Source organism: Burkholderia pseudomultivorans, assembly GCF_001718415.1.
Lineage (GTDB): Bacteria > Pseudomonadota > Gammaproteobacteria > Burkholderiales > Burkholderiaceae > Burkholderia > Burkholderia pseudomultivorans_A.
Genome location: NZ_CP013377.1, coordinates 733883 through 747963 on the forward strand (window position 1 = coordinate 733883; position 14081 = coordinate 747963).

A 14081-nucleotide genomic window follows, 5' to 3' on the forward strand; every position below is an offset into this window, starting at 1 on the left:
ACTGAAGGAGACAGAAGCGATGAGTGCGAATCCGACGCCCCGCACGGGGCAAGACGTGCCGACGGTCAAGCTGCTGATCGACGGCGCCTTCGTCGAGTCCGCCACGAGCGAGTGGCGCGACATCGTCAACCCGGCGACGCAGCAGGTGCTTGCGCGCGTGCCGTTCGCGACCGTCGCCGAAGTCGACGCGGCCGTGCAGGCCGCGCACACCGCCTACGCGACGTGGAAGAACACGCCGATCGCCGCGCGCATGCGCATCATGCTGAAGTTCCAGGACCTGGTGCGCACGAACCTCCCGCGCATCGCGAAGACGCTGACGGCCGAGCAGGGCAAGACGATTCCCGACGCCGAAGGCGACATCTTCCGCGGCCTCGAAGTGGTCGAGCACGCGTGCTCGATCGGCACGCTGCAGCTCGGCGAATTCGCGGAGAACGTCGCGGGCGGCGTCGATACCTATACGCTGCGCCAGCCGCTCGGCGTATGCGCCGGCATCACGCCGTTCAACTTCCCCGCGATGATTCCGCTGTGGATGTTCCCGATGGCGATCGTCTGCGGCAACACGTTCGTGCTGAAGCCGTCCGAGCAGGATCCGATGACGACGATGGAACTCGTCGAGCTGGCGCTCGAGGCCGGCGTGCCGAAGGGCGTGCTGAACGTCGTGCATGGCGGCAAGGAAGTCGTCGATGCGATCTGCACGCATCCGCTCGTGAAGGCGATCTCGTTCGTCGGCTCGACCGCGGTCGGCACGCACGTGTACAACCTCGGCAGCGCGAACGGCAAGCGCGTGCAGTCGATGATGGGCGCGAAGAATCACGCGATCGTGCTGCCCGACGCGAACCGCGAGCAGGCGGTCAACGCGCTCGTCGGCGCGGCGTTCGGCGCGGCGGGCCAGCGCTGCATGGCGACCTCGGTCGCGGTGCTGGTCGGCGCCGCGCGCGACTGGCTGCCGGACATCGTCGAGAAGGCGAAGGCGCTGAAGGTCAACGCGGGCGCGGAAGCCGGCACCGACGTCGGGCCGGTCGTGTCGCGCGGTGCGAAGGCGCGCATCCTGTCGCTGATCGAAGCGGGCGTGAAGGAAGGCGCCAAGCTCGTGCTCGACGGCCGCGACGTGAAGGTGCCCGGCTACGAACACGGCAACTTCATCGGCCCGACGATCTTCTCGGGCGTGAAGACCGACATGTCGATCTATACGCATGAAATCTTCGGGCCGGTGCTGGTCGTGATGGAAGTCGACACGCTCGACGACGCGATCGCGCTCGTCAACGCGAATCCGTTCGGCAACGGCGTGGGCCTGTTCACGCAGAGCGGCGCGGCCGCGCGCAAGTTCCAGAGCGAGATCGACATCGGCCAGGTCGGCATCAACATTCCGATCCCGGTGCCGGTGCCGTTCTTCAGCTTCACCGGTTCGCGCGGCTCGAAGCTCGGCGATCTCGGCCCGTACGGCAAGCAGGTCGTGCAGTTCTACACGCAGACGAAGACGGTCACCGCGCGCTGGTTCGACGACGATACGACGGCCGGCCCGGTGAATACGACGATCCGGCTGCATTGAGCGAGGACACCATGATGAAGATCGGTTTTATCGGCCTCGGCCACATGGGCGCGCCGATGGCGCTGAACCTGCTGAAGGCGGGCCATCGCGTGCATGCGTTCGACCTGAGTGCCGACGCGCTGCGCGCGCTGCAGGACGCCGGCGCGCAGGCCGCCGCGTCGCCGCGCGAGGCGGCGACGGACGCGACGTTCGTGATCACGATGCTGCCGGCCGCGCCGCACGTGCGCTCGGTGCTGACCGGCGAGAACGGCGTGCTGGCCGGCCTCGGCGCAGGCGCGACCGTGATCGACTCGAGCACGATCGACCCGGCGAGCGCGCAGGCGTTCGGCGCGCTGGTGCGCGAGCACGGCGGCGCGTTCGTCGATGCGCCGGTGTCGGGCGGCACGGGCGGCGCGGCGGCCGGCACGCTGACCTTCATGGTCGGCGGCAGCGATGCCGACTTCGAGCGCGTGAAGCCCGTGCTCGCCGGCATGGGCAAGAACATCGTGCATTGCGGCGCGACCGGGATGGGGCAGGTCGCGAAGGTGTGCAACAACCTCGTGCTGGGCATCTCGATGGCGGCCGTGGCCGAGGCGATGTCGCTCGGCGTCGCGCTCGGCATCGACCCGAAGGTGCTGGCCGGCATCGTCAACACGTCGACCGGCCGCTGCTGGAGTTCGGACACCTACAACCCGTATCCGGGCGTGATCGGCACGGCGCCGTCGTCGCGCGGCTACACGGGCGGTTTCGGCACGGACCTGATGCTGAAGGATCTCGGCCTCGCGAACGATGCCGCGAAGCAGGCGCGCCAGCCCGTTTATCTCGGCGCGCTTGCGCAGCAGCTTTATCAGACGATGAGCAGCCGCGGCGACGGGCAGCTCGATTTCTCGGCGGTGATCCGCCTGTATCAACCGGCAACGAAGAAGGACGCGTGATGATCGAACTGGACTACGGCGACGACGGCGCGATCGCCTGTGCGACGCTCAAGCGCCCGCCCGCGAACGCCTTTACCGCCGACGGTCTGCAGCGACTGCAGGCGATCGTCGCGGAGCTGAACGCGAACCCGCGCGTGCGTGCGCTGGTGATCACCGGCGACGGCCCGAAGTTCTTCAGCGCGGGCGCCGATCTCAACACGTTCGCCGACGGCGACCGCGCGGTCGCGCGTGCGATGGCGACGCGTTTCGGCGCCGCGTTCGAAGCGCTGCACGACGCGCGCGTCGTGACGATCGCGGCGATCAACGGCTACGCGATGGGCGGCGGTCTCGAATGCGCGCTCGCGTGCGACCTGCGGGTCGCGGAGACGCACGCGCAGATGGCGCTGCCCGAGCCGTCGGTCGGCCTGCTGCCGTGCGGGCTCGGCACGCAGACGCTGCCCTGGCTGGTCGGCGAAGGCTGGGCGAAGAAGATCATCCTCGCCGGCACGCGCGTCGACGCGGCGACCGCGCTGCGGATCGGCCTGGTCGAGGACGTCGTCGACACCGGCACGTCGCGCGACGCGGCGCTCGCGCTGGCGCGCAACGTCGCGCGGCAGAGCCCGCATGCGGTTGCATACAGCAAGGAACTGATCGGCCTCGCGCGCCGCGGCGTGCCGCGCAGTGCGGCGCTCGCGGTCGAGCGCGAGCGTTTCGTCGACCTGTTCGACACCAGCGATCCGCGCGAAGGCGTGGCGGCGTTTCTCGGCAAGCGCGCGCCGCAATGGCATACCGAAGGGGAGCAGCAACGATGAGCACGCCGGTCACGAGTCACGACGCATTCGCGGAACACGCGCCCGAGGTGCTGTTTCGCGTGGTCAACCGCGTGGCGCTGATCACGCTGAACCGGCCGGCCGCGCTCAACGCGCTGTCGTACGCGATGATCGGCGAGCTGGCCACGCTGCTCGAGCGCTGCCGTCACGACGACCAGATCGTCGCGGTCGTGCTGCGCGGCGCGGGCGAGAAGGGCTTCTGCGCGGGCGGCGACGTGCGCCAGTTGTACAGGATGGTCGCGCAGCGCGAGACGTGGCTGCCGTTCTTCGTCGACGAATACCGGCTCGACCATGCGATTCATACGTTTCCGAAGCCGGTTGTCGCGCTGATGGACGGCGTGACGATGGGCGGCGGGATGGGCCTCGCGCAGGGCGCGGCGCTGCGCGTGGCGACCGAGCGCAGCAAGATCGCGATGCCGGAGACGCGCATCGGGCTCGTGCCGGATGTCGGCGCGACGCATTTCCTCGCGCGGATGCCGGTCGAACTCGAACTGTACGTCGGGCTGACCGGCGCGACGCTGTCGGGCGCCGACGCACTGACCGCGAAGCTCGCGGATCTGTGCGTGCCGTCGTCGTGGCTCGATACGTTCGAGACGCGCATCGAAAGCATCAAATGGGACAGCGACGTGTTGGCGGCGCTGCGCAGGGTGTTCGAGCCGCCGTGCAATGTCGTGCCGCACGCGGCGCTCGACGGCCAGATGGCGTGGATCGTGCGGCACTTCGACAAGCGCTCGACGGTCGAGCGGATCGTCGCGACGCTGAAGCAGGATCTGGCGCGCGACGAGCTGTCGCGCGAGCATCGTCAGTGGCTGCAGGCGACGCTCGACGCGCTGGTCGGTCATTCGCCGACGATGCTCGCCGTGACGCGCGAAGCGCTGCTGCGCGGCCGGCAGATGACGCTGGCCGAGTCGTTCCGGATGGAGCTCGGGATCGTCGCGCGTGCGATCGAGGAAGGCGATTTCTGCGAAGGCGTGCGCGCGCATCTGGTCGACAAGGATCGCAAGCCGCGCTGGGCGCCCGCGTCGCTCGTCGAGCTGCGCGCCGAGCGCGTGCGGCATTTCCTGACGTCGCCGTGGAAGCTGTTCGCGCATCCGCTCGCCGATCTCGGCGCAGCATGACGCGTTGATGCGTCGAGGCACCGCGCGGGCGCGACAGCCGTGCCGCGCGGTGCTTTTTGTCTATCGTTCCTTCATCGTTCGAGCATCGGCGGAATCGCGTGCGCGAGTGCGTCGATCGCGCAGCGCGTCTTGCGCGGCAGGTAGCGCGTTTTCGGCCAGATCGCGTGAATGCCGCCTTCGCAGACGAAGCAGCGGTCGAGCACGACCGCCATCTCGCCGCGCTTCACATAGTGGTCGAGCAGCCAGCTCGGCAGCCACGCGATCCCGAACCCCGACGCACCGGCCGCCGCGATCGCCTGCACGTCGTCGAAGCTCAGCTGGTGCTGCATGTCGACGCGCACCGTTGATCCGTCCGGCGCGCGCAAGTCCCACGGCTGCGGCACGCCCGAGCGCGAGTAGGCGATGGTACGGTGGGTCTTCAGGTCGTCGAGCGTGTGCGGCGTCCCGTAGCGCGCGAGATACGACGGCGATGCGCCGAGACTGCCGTACTGCGTGCCGAGCCGGCGCACGGCGAGGCTCGTGCTGTCCGCGAGCGGGCCGATGCGCACCGCGAGATCGATGCCTTCGTCGACCAGATCGACGAAGCGGTCCGTGATCGACACGTCGATCCGCAGATGCGGATAGGTGCGCGCGAGATCGAGCACGACGGGCGTCACGCAGTGATGCCCGAACGCGAGCGGCACGCTCAGGCGCAGCTTGCCGCGCGGCTCGTGGCGGCCGCAATCGAGATCGGCTTCCGCGGCTTCGAGTTCCGCGAGCGCGCGCACGCAGCGGTCGTAGTAGGCCTGGCCGTCGTCGGTCAGGCTCTGGCTGCGCGTCGTGCGCTGCAGCAGCCGCGTGCCGAGCCGCTGTTCGAGCCGCGCGATCGCCTTGCCGACCGCCGAGCGCGTCATGTCGAGCCGCTCGGCCGCCAGCGCGAAACTGCCGGACTCCACCACCTGCACGAACGTCGTGACGCCGTCGAGTTTGTCGGTCATCGTGGATAGCGCCTATTGGGGTATGCAATTCCCGAATCCAGGGAAATTGCAGCGTCAATGGGGAGGGAAATTCTCACTATAGTACCGATTCCCGCCCTGCGCGCGTCGCCGGCCGTGCGCGGCGACCCTTCTTCGATATGACACCTGGAGGCGCGCGCCCTGTCGCAGGGGCGCGGCGCAAACTCGCATGACGCTATCCGACTCCCGCAGGAATGCGGTCGCACTCGCGGCCGTCTGTCTCACGTCGCTGATGTTCGGGCTCGAGATCTCGAGCGTGCCGGTGATCCTGCCGACGCTCGAACGCGTGCTGCACGGCGACTTCAACGGCATGCAGTGGATCATGAACGCGTACACGATCGCGTGCACGACGGTGCTGATGGCGGCCGGCACGCTGGCCGACCGGTTCGGCCGCAAGCGCGTGTACGTGATCGGCACCGCGCTGTTCGGCGCGACGTCGCTGCTGTGCGGGCTCGCGCCGAACGTGCCGGTGCTGGTCGCGGAGCGGTTGCTGCAGGGCGCGAGCGGCGGCGCGATGCTGATCTGCCAGATCGCGGTGCTGTCGCACCAGTTTCGTGAGGGGCGCGAACGTGGCCGCGCGTTCGGGATCTGGGGCATCGTGTTCGGGATCGGTCTCGGCTTCGGGCCGATCGTCGGCGGCGCGATCGTCGCGCTTGCCGACTGGCCGTGGGTGTTTCTCGTTCACGCGCCGCTCGCGGCCGTCGCGCTCGCACTGATCGGCGGCGCGGTGCAGGAGTCGCGCGATCCGCACGCGGGCACGCTCGATGTGGCGGGCATCGTCACGCTGTCGCTCGCGGTGCTGGGCCTCGCGTTCTACATCACGCAAAGCGCGGCACTCGGGCTGACGAGCGCCGCCGGTCTCGGCGTGCTCGCGGCGACCGTGCTGGCGCTGGCCGGCTTCTTCGTCGCGGAGCGCACGAGCGCGCGGCCGATGTTCGATTTCTCGGTGTTCCGGATTCGCGCATTCACGGGCGCGATCTTCGGTTCGATGGGGATGAATTTCAGCTTTTGGCCGTTCATGATCTACCTGCCGATCTGGTTCCAGGTCGCGCTCGGCTACGACAGCGTGACGGCCGGCCTCGCGCTGCTGGCGTATACGCTGCCGACGCTGATCGTGCCGCCGTTCGGCGAACGGCTTGCGCTGCGTTACGGGCCGGGCGCCGTGATTCCGGGCGGCCTGTTCACGATCGCGGCCGGCTTTGCGCTGATGCGGCTCGGCAGCGCGGCCGAACATGCAAACTGGCTCACGATGCTGCCGGGCTGCGTGATCGCGGGCATCGGGCTCGGGCTCACGAATACGCCCGTCACCAACACGACGACGGGCGCGGTGCCGAGCGCGCGCGCGGGGATGGCATCGGGCATCGACATGAGCGCGCGGATGATTTCGCTCGCGCTGAACATCGCCGCGATGGGCTTCGTGCTGGTCGCGGGGATCGTGGCGAGCCTGAAGGCGAACCTGGGCAGCGCGATCGGCGACGCGGCGCTGCGCGCGCTGGCTCAGCAGGTGGCGGGCGGCCATGCAGGCGGCGCGGTGGCGATCGCACCGGAACTCGTTCGCGCGGATCCGGCGGGCACGGCGTTGCACGCGGCGCTCGTGCATGGATTCGGCTGGGTGATGGCGTACGGCGCGGTGGGGGTGGCCGTGCTTGCGACCGCGAGTGCGGTGGCGTTTGCGCCGGCGCGGCGGCGTGCGCCGGTCGCGGAGTGCCGGATCGACCGCTAAGCGTGGCGACGTCTGCGCTACCGCCGCGCCGCAAAAATCGCCATCATCGGCCGGTCGCGTTCCTCGTCGAGCGCGGGCTGCGCATCGACCTGCTCGGGCGTCGGCCCCCATTCGTCCAGATGCGTGAGCGTGAAGCCGCTGGCGATCAGAAGGTTCACCAGCGTGCCGAGCGTGCGGTGCTGCTTGACGACGCCCGGTGCGAGCCAGTCGGTCACGCGCGGCCCCTCGCGCTGATAGCCGTCGACGGGCCACGAACGGTGGCCGTCCGCATCGACGACGAAACCCGGCCGACGCGGCGCCGTGTAGATCGGATGCTCGATCGAGAACACCAGCCGGCCGCCCGGTACGAGCGCGCGATGCAGCGTGCGCAGCAGCGTGTCGAGGTGTTCGAGGTAGTGAAACGCGAGCGAGCTGTACGCGAGATCGAACGCGTCCGCCGGCAGTTCGACCGTTTCGAGGTCGGCGCGGCGGTACGTGATCGCGGGGTGTGCGGCGGACGACGTCGCGCGTTCGAGCATGCGTACGGAAAGGTCGAGGCCGAGCACGCTCGCCGCGCCGTGTTCGGCCGCCCAGCGACTGAACCAGCCGTAGCCGCAGCCGAGATCGAGCACGTTCAGCCCGCCCAGGTCCGGCAGCAGCGCGCGCAGCGCCGGCCATTCGGGCGCGCCGTCGAGGCCGTGGACCGAACGGCTCAGGCGGCTGTAGCCGTCGAAGAAGGCGGGGTCGTCGTAGATGTTCCGGGTCATGTGCGTTGCGCGTGGCGGAAGGGCGGGGCGCCGGGCGCGTGATGCCGGCCCGGCTCCGCGAGCTTACGCTTGCGGGCCGTGCGCGTCGATCCTGCGTTGCGTGTGGGCGTCGACGATCGCGCGGATCGCGCTGAACAGCGGCGCGGCGTCCGTGTAGCGCCGGCCGTAGCCGAGATTGAATGCATAGTCGAAGTCGGGCGGTTTGTCGCCCTGGCTGTGCTGCAGGATCGTTTCCAGCTTGTCGAGCGCCTTCGCGGCCTGCGCTTCCGGCGACGCGGCCGCGTCGTATTCGTCCCACAGCGACACGATTTCGTCGCGCAGCGCGTGGTCGAGCCCGGCCGTCAGCGTCAGCAGGTCGTTGCGTTCCTGGACGTGCTTGTCGGGATGTGCGGCCTGCTCGTTCGCGGGAATGTCGCCGTGCAGCGCCTCGCCGAGATCGTGGACGACGCACAGTTTCAGCAGCTTCAGCGTATCGACGCCGGGCAGCGCGTCGGCGAACGCGAGCGCCATCAGGCACAGCCGCCAGCTGTGCTCCGCGGTGCTTTCCGCGCGGCCGGCCGACGTGTGACCGCTGCGCAGCACGTCCTTCAGGCGTTCGGCTTCGCGCAGGAACGCGACGCGCGCGTGGATCGTGTCGGGGTTCATGATCGGATTTCCCAGGGAGAGCCATCCAGCGTACGCGGTGTGCGGGCCGTGCGTCCACGCATGGAATATGCGTGGACGACGACTTGTCGGGCGTGTCATGTGGCGACGCGAGCGTCGATGCGGCGATTCGGCCGAGCGACGCGGCGGAATGCCTGTCGCGCGCGTTCCCGCTTCACGAATGCGGCGCGCCCGCGGGGCGCACGTCGTCGAGCGTTTCGACGAGCCGCGCCGCCGATCCGTCCGACAGCGTCATCCGTGTCCAGCGGCACCGGCTGCGACGAATCGGCACGATGCGCGACGCGTTCACACCGGTGTCGAACTCGACGCTCGGCGGTCCTGCGCGATCATGCCAGCCGAGCGCGTCGAGTGCGGATTCCATGCGGGCGATTTCCGCTGTCGCGTAGCGCCACAGCGACGTGCCGAGCAGCATCGACAGCGGTTTGGAGAACTCGGCCGCGCGCGCCGGCGAGCACGCGAGCAGGCGGTGCGTCAGGTCGCAGACGAGGTGCACGCGGCCGGCGCTGCCCGCGACGAGCCGCGCGAGCGCGCGATCGCCCGCCGCGTCGATGCGCGCGGCGAGTAGCCGTTCGGCGGTCGCGCGCTCGTCGGGCGACATCTGCTGGAGGCCTGCTTCCCAGCGCGAGATCGTCGATTGCGCGACGCCGAACAGCGCGGCGGCATGACTCTGCTTCACGCGGTGCAGCGCGCGCCAGCGCCTGAGCAGCGGGCCGAGCGGTGGAACATGAAGCGGCGAATCCGGCATGTCGGTACTCCGGTCTTTGAAGGGGATGCGGCGGCTACGGGCCGATGCGCAGTCCGCCATTGCTCTGGATCACGACATAGGCGACCGGCAGCAGCACCACGCCGCCGAGGACGAGCACGCCGTCGGCGGCCACCGTGACCGGCGTCGCGAGAATCCGCAGGCCCATGCCGACCACGGACGGCGATTCCCGGATATACGCCGAATACGGCTTGTTGAACGGCTGCGCGACGACCTTGTGCTGCGCGGCGAAGCCTTCCGTCGAATAGCGCTTGCCGCTGACTTCGCCGTCGAGTTCGAAATTGTTGTTGCGGAGGGTGAACCCGTCCGCGGCAGCCGCCTGCCGGTCTTCCGCCGAAGCGTCGTTCGGCAACACGGTCGAGTAATGGCCCGTTACGCTGCTGCCGCTGGCATGAAACGCGTAGAAGTCGGAGCGCAGCGACTTCCGGTAGTCGGACAGCAGCACGCGCCGCAGCGGGTCCGGCAGATCGAAGATGTAGTGGTAGCGTGCGCCCAGCACGACGAGCTTCTTGCCGTCTTCCGTCACCATGAAGCCGGACACGTCTTCATGGTAGCCGCCTTCCTCGTACAGTTTCGGCGTGAAGCAGCCCGACAGCATGACGCTGCTCGCGGCCAGCGCAGCGCCCAGCCAGCGTCGGCGTGTAGTCGAAATGGTCATTCTTGTTGTCCCGTCTGATGCGGTTACAGGTGGCTCTCGCCCTCGGAGCCGGCGATTCTGGCCGATTCCGCGGAAATTGTCGATGCACGTGCACGCGGCCGGCCGTGCGCGGCGTTCGCGGCGGGACAGGTTTCGGCAGGCTTTCAACGCGCCGCGCCATGTCTTATTATTCGGCCAGTGCGGCGTGTGCCGGCCGCCATCGGTCATGTCGAGGGGCATGACGTGCCGGCAACGACGTCCGCTTGCCGATGCGTGTGTCGCGCGACGCACGGTCGAAACGACAGGAAACGCGTCGCCGCGCGTTTCTCAGAAAAATGAATCGAGGGCGCGATGGTACGACTGGTCTTGCTGCTGCTGGGCATCGAATATCTGCGTACGCGCTGGCGCGGGCTGACCGTGCTCGGCTGGCTGTGGGTCGTCGCGGGCGTCGGCATTTTCGTCGACGCGCTCGACGGCGCACTGCATTTTCCGATCGAGTTCTTCGCGTGGCTGTTCCTGATCGAAGGGCTCGCGACGCTCGCGGTGGCCGGCAGCGGCGTCGGCGGTCAGCGCATCCTGCGCTACGTGAAGGGTATCGCGGTCGTCGTGGCCGCCGGGCTCGTGTTCGCCGGGCATCACCACGGCCACTTCCTGCTGTCGATGATCTTCGGCACGCTGTTTCTGGTCGACGGACTGCTGCAATGCACGGCCGCGTGGATGGTGCGCTATCGGCGCTGGCATGTCGCGTTTGCATGGGGCGTGGTCGAGATCCTGCTCGCGATCTTCTTCTACCAGCCGTACCCGACGCACTATGCGGGCACCGTTCCGTACTGCCTCGGGCTGCTGCTGATGTTCGGCGGCATGCACATGCTGAGCCTCGCGTCGCGCGTGCGGCGGCTCACGCGCAATCCGGCGTTCGCGACGTCGCCCGCGCCGGCGCTCGCGCCCGACGTCGACCCCGCACCCGACATCCCGCCGTTCACGCAAACCGAATGGGACGGCCCGCCGGCCGACGACGAGCATGCGCTGACCGTGCACGTGTGGACGCCGACCGGTACATCGAAGGCCGAGGCGCAGCGCTACCCGGTGATCGACCGCTACATCGCGGCGGTGGACGTCAACGGCGTGATCTCGACCGGGCACGCGGCGCTGGAATCGCCGGAGGGGATTTATATCAGCCTGTATCCGGCCGTCGAGATCGATCGGTCTCCCGACGAATTCACGCGGATCCTGCGCGCCACGCGAGAAAACGACGTGCCGGGCCTGTTCCAGCCGGACTATGCGACCGAGTCGAAGGCATGGTGCCCGTCGACCGTGCGCGTGCGCATCCGCAACTACGATCCCGCGAAGCTGGCCGCGTTCTGGTCGTCGTACCGGCAGAACATGACCTACAACCTCACGCACCGGAACTGCTCGAGCACCGTGTCGAATGCGCTCGAAGCCGCGCTCGACGGCGCGGTGTGGCGGCTGCGGGGCCCGCGCGCCGGGTGGGGCGCGTTTGTGCGGCTGCTGCTGACGCCCGAGCTGTGGGTCGCCGCCCAGATCCGCAAGCGCGCGGTGACGATGGCGTGGACGCCCGGGCTCACGCTCGACTATGCGCGTGCGCTCAGCATGCTGGCGGACCCGCGGCCGTTTGCGTGGTGGAAGGTCGCGCGCTCGGCGGTGCGGGCGATCGTCGCGTCGCGCCGTGCATGGCGCGAGCAGGACAGCGATGCGCTGGCGGCCGGAGGCACGAAGGCGGCATCGATGAAATGATGCGTGCGACGCCGGAGGGCCCGGCGTATTCCCCTGCAAAAAATAACCGACAACACGAACGACAACAATGAACCACAAGCATGCGGCTCGCCTCCTGATTGCCCTTTCCGCGGCGCTTGCCTGCGCCGGTCTCGCGCATGCGGATGCGGACGAGATGCCGCGCATGAGCGACGACGTGTACCGGACCTCGGTGTCGTTCTGCTCGAACGTCGCGGCCGACGAAAAAATCGCGTGCCAGGGCGACATGATCGCCGCGGGCAGCCGGATCGTCGCGGCGATCGGCGGGCTGCCGCCGGCGTCCGCGGTGACGATCGACGAAGCCGCGCGCGGCAAGCTGCCGGTGGCCGAGCGTAAGGGGCTCGCGCCGGTCGAGCCGGGCGCGCTCGACCAGGACGACGACCTCGCCGGACTCGCCGGCATGGTGCGGCTATGCGACGTCTACGAGTCCGAACCCGAATCGCGCGCGCGGCATCACGCGGCGCTGAAGCAGCAGGCACCCGACGCGGCGCCGCGCGTCGAGGCGCTGCTGGCCGATGCCTCGGTGGCGGCGCGCCAGCGCGTCAGCCTCGGCGTGTGGCAGATCCTCGCGCTCGAAGGACCCGATTCGGCGGCGCGCGCGTGTTCGCAGCTCGGCAGCGGATCGTGAGCGCGCCCGCGGCGCAGTGAATGCACGGCACGCGGTGGCTACCTCACGTCTGTTTCGCAGAGCTTCATATGCGTGCCATGTTACGGCGGTCACAATCGCGGGCAGACATTCGACGATCTTGCGGCGCATCCCGCGACCGCGAGCCTTTCCGAGGAATCGCCATGCTCAAGACGCTGACTCACGCTGCGGCCGCGCTCGCCGTTGCCGCCGCTTCGCTGTCCGCCGCCGCGCAGACCGGCTACGACTACCTGCTGCTCGCCGCATCGTGGGAGCCGGGCTTCTGCGCTTCGCACGATACGCCCGAGTGCACGAACCTCGCCGGCTCGTATGCGGCGACGAGCCTGTCGCTGCACGGGCTGTGGCCGAACAACTACGACGGCAACCAGCCGTTCTACTGCGGCGTGCCGCAGAGCGACGTCGATCTCGACAACGCGCACCAGTGGTGCAGCATGGATGCGTACCCGATCGGCACCGCGACCCGCAACACGCTGTCGACCTATATGCCGGGCGTCGCGTCGTGCCTCGACCGGCACGAATGGTTCAAGCACGGCACCTGCTCGAATTCGGCGTCGCCCGATGCGTACTGGAACGAGGCGACCGGCATGATCGGCCGGCTCGGCAACACGTCATTCAACGCGTTCCTGCAGGCGAACGCGGGCAAGACGGTGACGCGCAACCAGCTGCTGTCCGCGTTCGAAGGCGCGTTCGCCAGCAACACGCGCAGCGCGGTGTCGCTGAAGTGCACGAAGGTCAACGGCGTCAGCTATTTCACCGAGGCGTGGATCGCGGTGAAGACGAACGCGACCGCGCAGTTCCCGAGCGCCGCGTCGCTCGTGACCGATGGCAATACGCAGGGGACGTGTCCGACTTCGGGGGTGCTGATCGCGAAATGATGCGGGTGCGCGGCGCTTGCCGTGTCAAAGGCAGGGTAGGCGCCTTGGGCGCCGTCGTGCGAATCGGCGCGGGGTCGGCGAAGGCCCCGACACTGACCGCGTATCTGATGCGCCGTTCCCGCGCGGCGACGGCGATGTCCTGACGAGCGCGACGCTATGCGAGCATTCGCAACGCGTCGTCGAGCGCCAGCACCGTCGTGCGCGTTTCGAACGCGGTGGCGAACAGGTGTTCGTGAACCACCGGATCCGGGTCGTAGCAGCAGTCCTTGACCGTGTACAGGCGGAAGTCCGCGTCGCTCGCATGGGCGACCGACGACAGCACGACGCCGGTCGACGCGATGCCGACCATGATCAGCGTGTCGATGTGTTGCGCGGTCAGACGCGCCTGCAGATCGGTGCCGAAGAAGACGCTGGCGCGATGCGCGACGATCAGCGGCTCGTCGTCGCGCCGCGCGAGTTCCGGCGACGGCGCGTCGTCGATGAACAGGCCCAGTTGCTTGATACCTTGCCCGTTCTTGTTCAGCGGGCTGACCTCCGGATAGCCGGGGCTGAAACGCAGGTTCGCGAAATAGACGGCGACGCCGCTGGCTCGTGCCGTGTCGCATAGCGCGCGCGTGTTGGCAAGCAGGGTGGGCGCGACCGCCGGAAAAAGCCCGAGGATGTCGGTCTGGTAATGCATGACGAGCAGCGCGGTGCGCGCGGGTGTGATGGCCGGCAGCGGCGATGCTTCGTGCTGCGCGGAGGGGTTACCGGTTGCCGGTGCGGTATCGGATGCGTTTCCCGGATGGGTCACGGAGGGTCTCCCAGGGCTGCGGATTCGGATAGCGCTATTTGTACCGGCAAAGGGTGTGGGTCGTCCAGCGTGGGGCG

At 68.8% G+C, this 14081-nt stretch carries 14 protein-coding genes; 8 read left to right on the top strand and 6 right to left on the bottom strand.

Features of this window, described 5'->3' with window-relative positions:
• Positions 1-19 precede the first annotated feature (19 nt).
• Genes WS57_RS03160 through WS57_RS03175 form a run of 4 tightly spaced genes read left to right on the top strand, consistent with a single transcriptional unit; the run spans position 20 to position 4390 of the window.
• On the top strand, positions 20-1549 hold the full coding sequence (locus WS57_RS03160) for a CoA-acylating methylmalonate-semialdehyde dehydrogenase (protein ID WP_069244330.1): 1530 nt from the start codon (positions 20-22) through the stop codon (positions 1547-1549).
• A gap of 14 nt (positions 1550-1563) precedes the next feature.
• Positions 1564-2463, top strand: coding sequence for a 3-hydroxyisobutyrate dehydrogenase (gene mmsB, locus WS57_RS03165; RefSeq protein ID WP_040132065.1), 900 nt, complete (start codon positions 1564-1566; stop codon positions 2461-2463).
• On the top strand, positions 2463-3254 hold the full coding sequence (locus WS57_RS03170) for an enoyl-CoA hydratase (RefSeq protein WP_059517026.1): 792 nt from the start codon (positions 2463-2465) through the stop codon (positions 3252-3254). Before mmsB ends, WS57_RS03170 begins: the two co-directional genes overlap by 1 nt.
• Positions 3251-4390: an enoyl-CoA hydratase/isomerase family protein gene (locus tag WS57_RS03175; protein WP_040131183.1), complete on the top strand. Its 1140-nt coding sequence runs from the start codon at positions 3251-3253 to the stop codon at positions 4388-4390. Before WS57_RS03170 ends, WS57_RS03175 begins: the two co-directional genes overlap by 4 nt.
• A 71-nt stretch (positions 4391-4461) precedes the next feature.
• On the opposite strand, the gene WS57_RS03180 is transcribed toward WS57_RS03175, so the two are convergent.
• Positions 4462-5367, bottom strand: a complete 906-nt coding sequence (locus tag WS57_RS03180) for a LysR family transcriptional regulator (RefSeq protein ID WP_069243736.1) — start codon at positions 5365-5367, stop codon at positions 4462-4464.
• A 187-nt stretch (positions 5368-5554) separates the two neighbouring features.
• Between WS57_RS03180 and WS57_RS03185 the strand changes: the two genes are divergently transcribed.
• The gene (locus WS57_RS03185) at positions 5555-7108 is read left to right on the top strand and encodes an MFS transporter (RefSeq protein ID WP_069243737.1); all 1554 of its coding nucleotides are present in this window, start codon (positions 5555-5557) and stop codon (positions 7106-7108) included.
• Between the two features lie 17 nt (positions 7109-7125).
• Here the strand turns inward: WS57_RS03185 and WS57_RS03190 are convergent, their stop codons facing one another.
• The 4 genes from WS57_RS03190 to WS57_RS03205 all read right to left on the bottom strand — a co-directional run bounded on the left by WS57_RS03190 (position 7126) and on the right by WS57_RS03205 (position 9938).
• Complete coding sequence (locus WS57_RS03190; protein ID WP_009692651.1) at positions 7126-7854, bottom strand: class I SAM-dependent methyltransferase; 729 nt, start codon at positions 7852-7854, stop codon at positions 7126-7128.
• 63 nt (positions 7855-7917) lie between these two features.
• Positions 7918-8499 (bottom strand): HD domain-containing protein, encoded by a 582-nt coding sequence (locus WS57_RS03195; protein ID WP_069243738.1) that lies wholly within the window; start codon positions 8497-8499, stop codon positions 7918-7920.
• Between the two features lie 172 nt (positions 8500-8671).
• Positions 8672-9262, bottom strand: a complete 591-nt coding sequence (locus WS57_RS03200) for a helix-turn-helix domain-containing protein (RefSeq protein WP_069243739.1) — start codon at positions 9260-9262, stop codon at positions 8672-8674.
• A gap of 34 nt (positions 9263-9296) precedes the next feature.
• Positions 9297-9938, bottom strand: coding sequence for a hypothetical protein (locus tag WS57_RS03205; RefSeq protein WP_069243740.1), 642 nt, complete (start codon positions 9936-9938; stop codon positions 9297-9299).
• A gap of 330 nt (positions 9939-10268) precedes the next feature.
• Here WS57_RS03205 and WS57_RS03210 point away from each other — a divergent pair, with 330 nt between their 5' ends.
• From WS57_RS03210 to WS57_RS03220, 3 genes are all read left to right on the top strand, one after another.
• Positions 10269-11672 carry an HdeD family acid-resistance protein gene (locus tag WS57_RS03210; protein ID WP_069243741.1) on the top strand — a complete coding sequence of 468 codons (1404 nt, stop codon included), beginning with the start codon at positions 10269-10271 and terminating at the stop codon, positions 11670-11672.
• A gap of 67 nt (positions 11673-11739) precedes the next feature.
• Positions 11740-12318, top strand: a complete 579-nt coding sequence (locus tag WS57_RS03215) for a hypothetical protein (protein ID WP_060254449.1) — start codon at positions 11740-11742, stop codon at positions 12316-12318.
• A 161-nt stretch (positions 12319-12479) separates the two neighbouring features.
• Positions 12480-13211 (top strand): ribonuclease T2, encoded by a 732-nt coding sequence (locus WS57_RS03220; protein ID WP_069243742.1) that lies wholly within the window; start codon positions 12480-12482, stop codon positions 13209-13211.
• A 154-nt stretch (positions 13212-13365) separates the two neighbouring features.
• Here WS57_RS03220 and WS57_RS03225 read toward each other — a convergent pair whose 3' ends face one another.
• Positions 13366-14004, bottom strand: coding sequence for an isochorismatase family cysteine hydrolase (locus WS57_RS03225; RefSeq protein WP_069243743.1), 639 nt, complete (start codon positions 14002-14004; stop codon positions 13366-13368).
• Positions 14005-14081 lie beyond the last annotated feature (77 nt).

Excerpts from the sequence above, each read along its gene's own strand:
- WS57_RS03160 (WP_069244330.1), top strand. The coding sequence starts at position 20 with ATGAGTGCGAATCCGACGCCCCGCACGGGGCAAGACGTGCCGACGGTC.
- mmsB (WP_040132065.1), top strand. The coding sequence starts at position 1,564 with ATGAAGATCGGTTTTATCGGCCTCGGCCACATGGGCGCGCCGATGGCG.
- WS57_RS03170 (WP_059517026.1), top strand. The coding sequence starts at position 2,463 with ATGATCGAACTGGACTACGGCGACGACGGCGCGATCGCCTGTGCGACG.
- WS57_RS03175 (WP_040131183.1), top strand. The coding sequence starts at position 3,251 with ATGAGCACGCCGGTCACGAGTCACGACGCATTCGCGGAACACGCGCCC.
- WS57_RS03180 (WP_069243736.1), bottom strand. The coding sequence starts at position 5,367 with ATGACCGACAAACTCGACGGCGTCACGACGTTCGTGCAGGTGGTGGAG.
- WS57_RS03185 (WP_069243737.1), top strand. The coding sequence starts at position 5,555 with ATGACGCTATCCGACTCCCGCAGGAATGCGGTCGCACTCGCGGCCGTC.
- WS57_RS03190 (WP_009692651.1), bottom strand. The coding sequence starts at position 7,854 with ATGACCCGGAACATCTACGACGACCCCGCCTTCTTCGACGGCTACAGC.
- WS57_RS03195 (WP_069243738.1), bottom strand. The coding sequence starts at position 8,499 with ATGAACCCCGACACGATCCACGCGCGCGTCGCGTTCCTGCGCGAAGCC.
- WS57_RS03200 (WP_069243739.1), bottom strand. The coding sequence starts at position 9,262 with ATGCCGGATTCGCCGCTTCATGTTCCACCGCTCGGCCCGCTGCTCAGG.
- WS57_RS03205 (WP_069243740.1), bottom strand. The coding sequence starts at position 9,938 with ATGACCATTTCGACTACACGCCGACGCTGGCTGGGCGCTGCGCTGGCC.
- WS57_RS03210 (WP_069243741.1), top strand. The coding sequence starts at position 10,269 with ATGGTACGACTGGTCTTGCTGCTGCTGGGCATCGAATATCTGCGTACG.
- WS57_RS03215 (WP_060254449.1), top strand. The coding sequence starts at position 11,740 with ATGAACCACAAGCATGCGGCTCGCCTCCTGATTGCCCTTTCCGCGGCG.
- WS57_RS03220 (WP_069243742.1), top strand. The coding sequence starts at position 12,480 with ATGCTCAAGACGCTGACTCACGCTGCGGCCGCGCTCGCCGTTGCCGCC.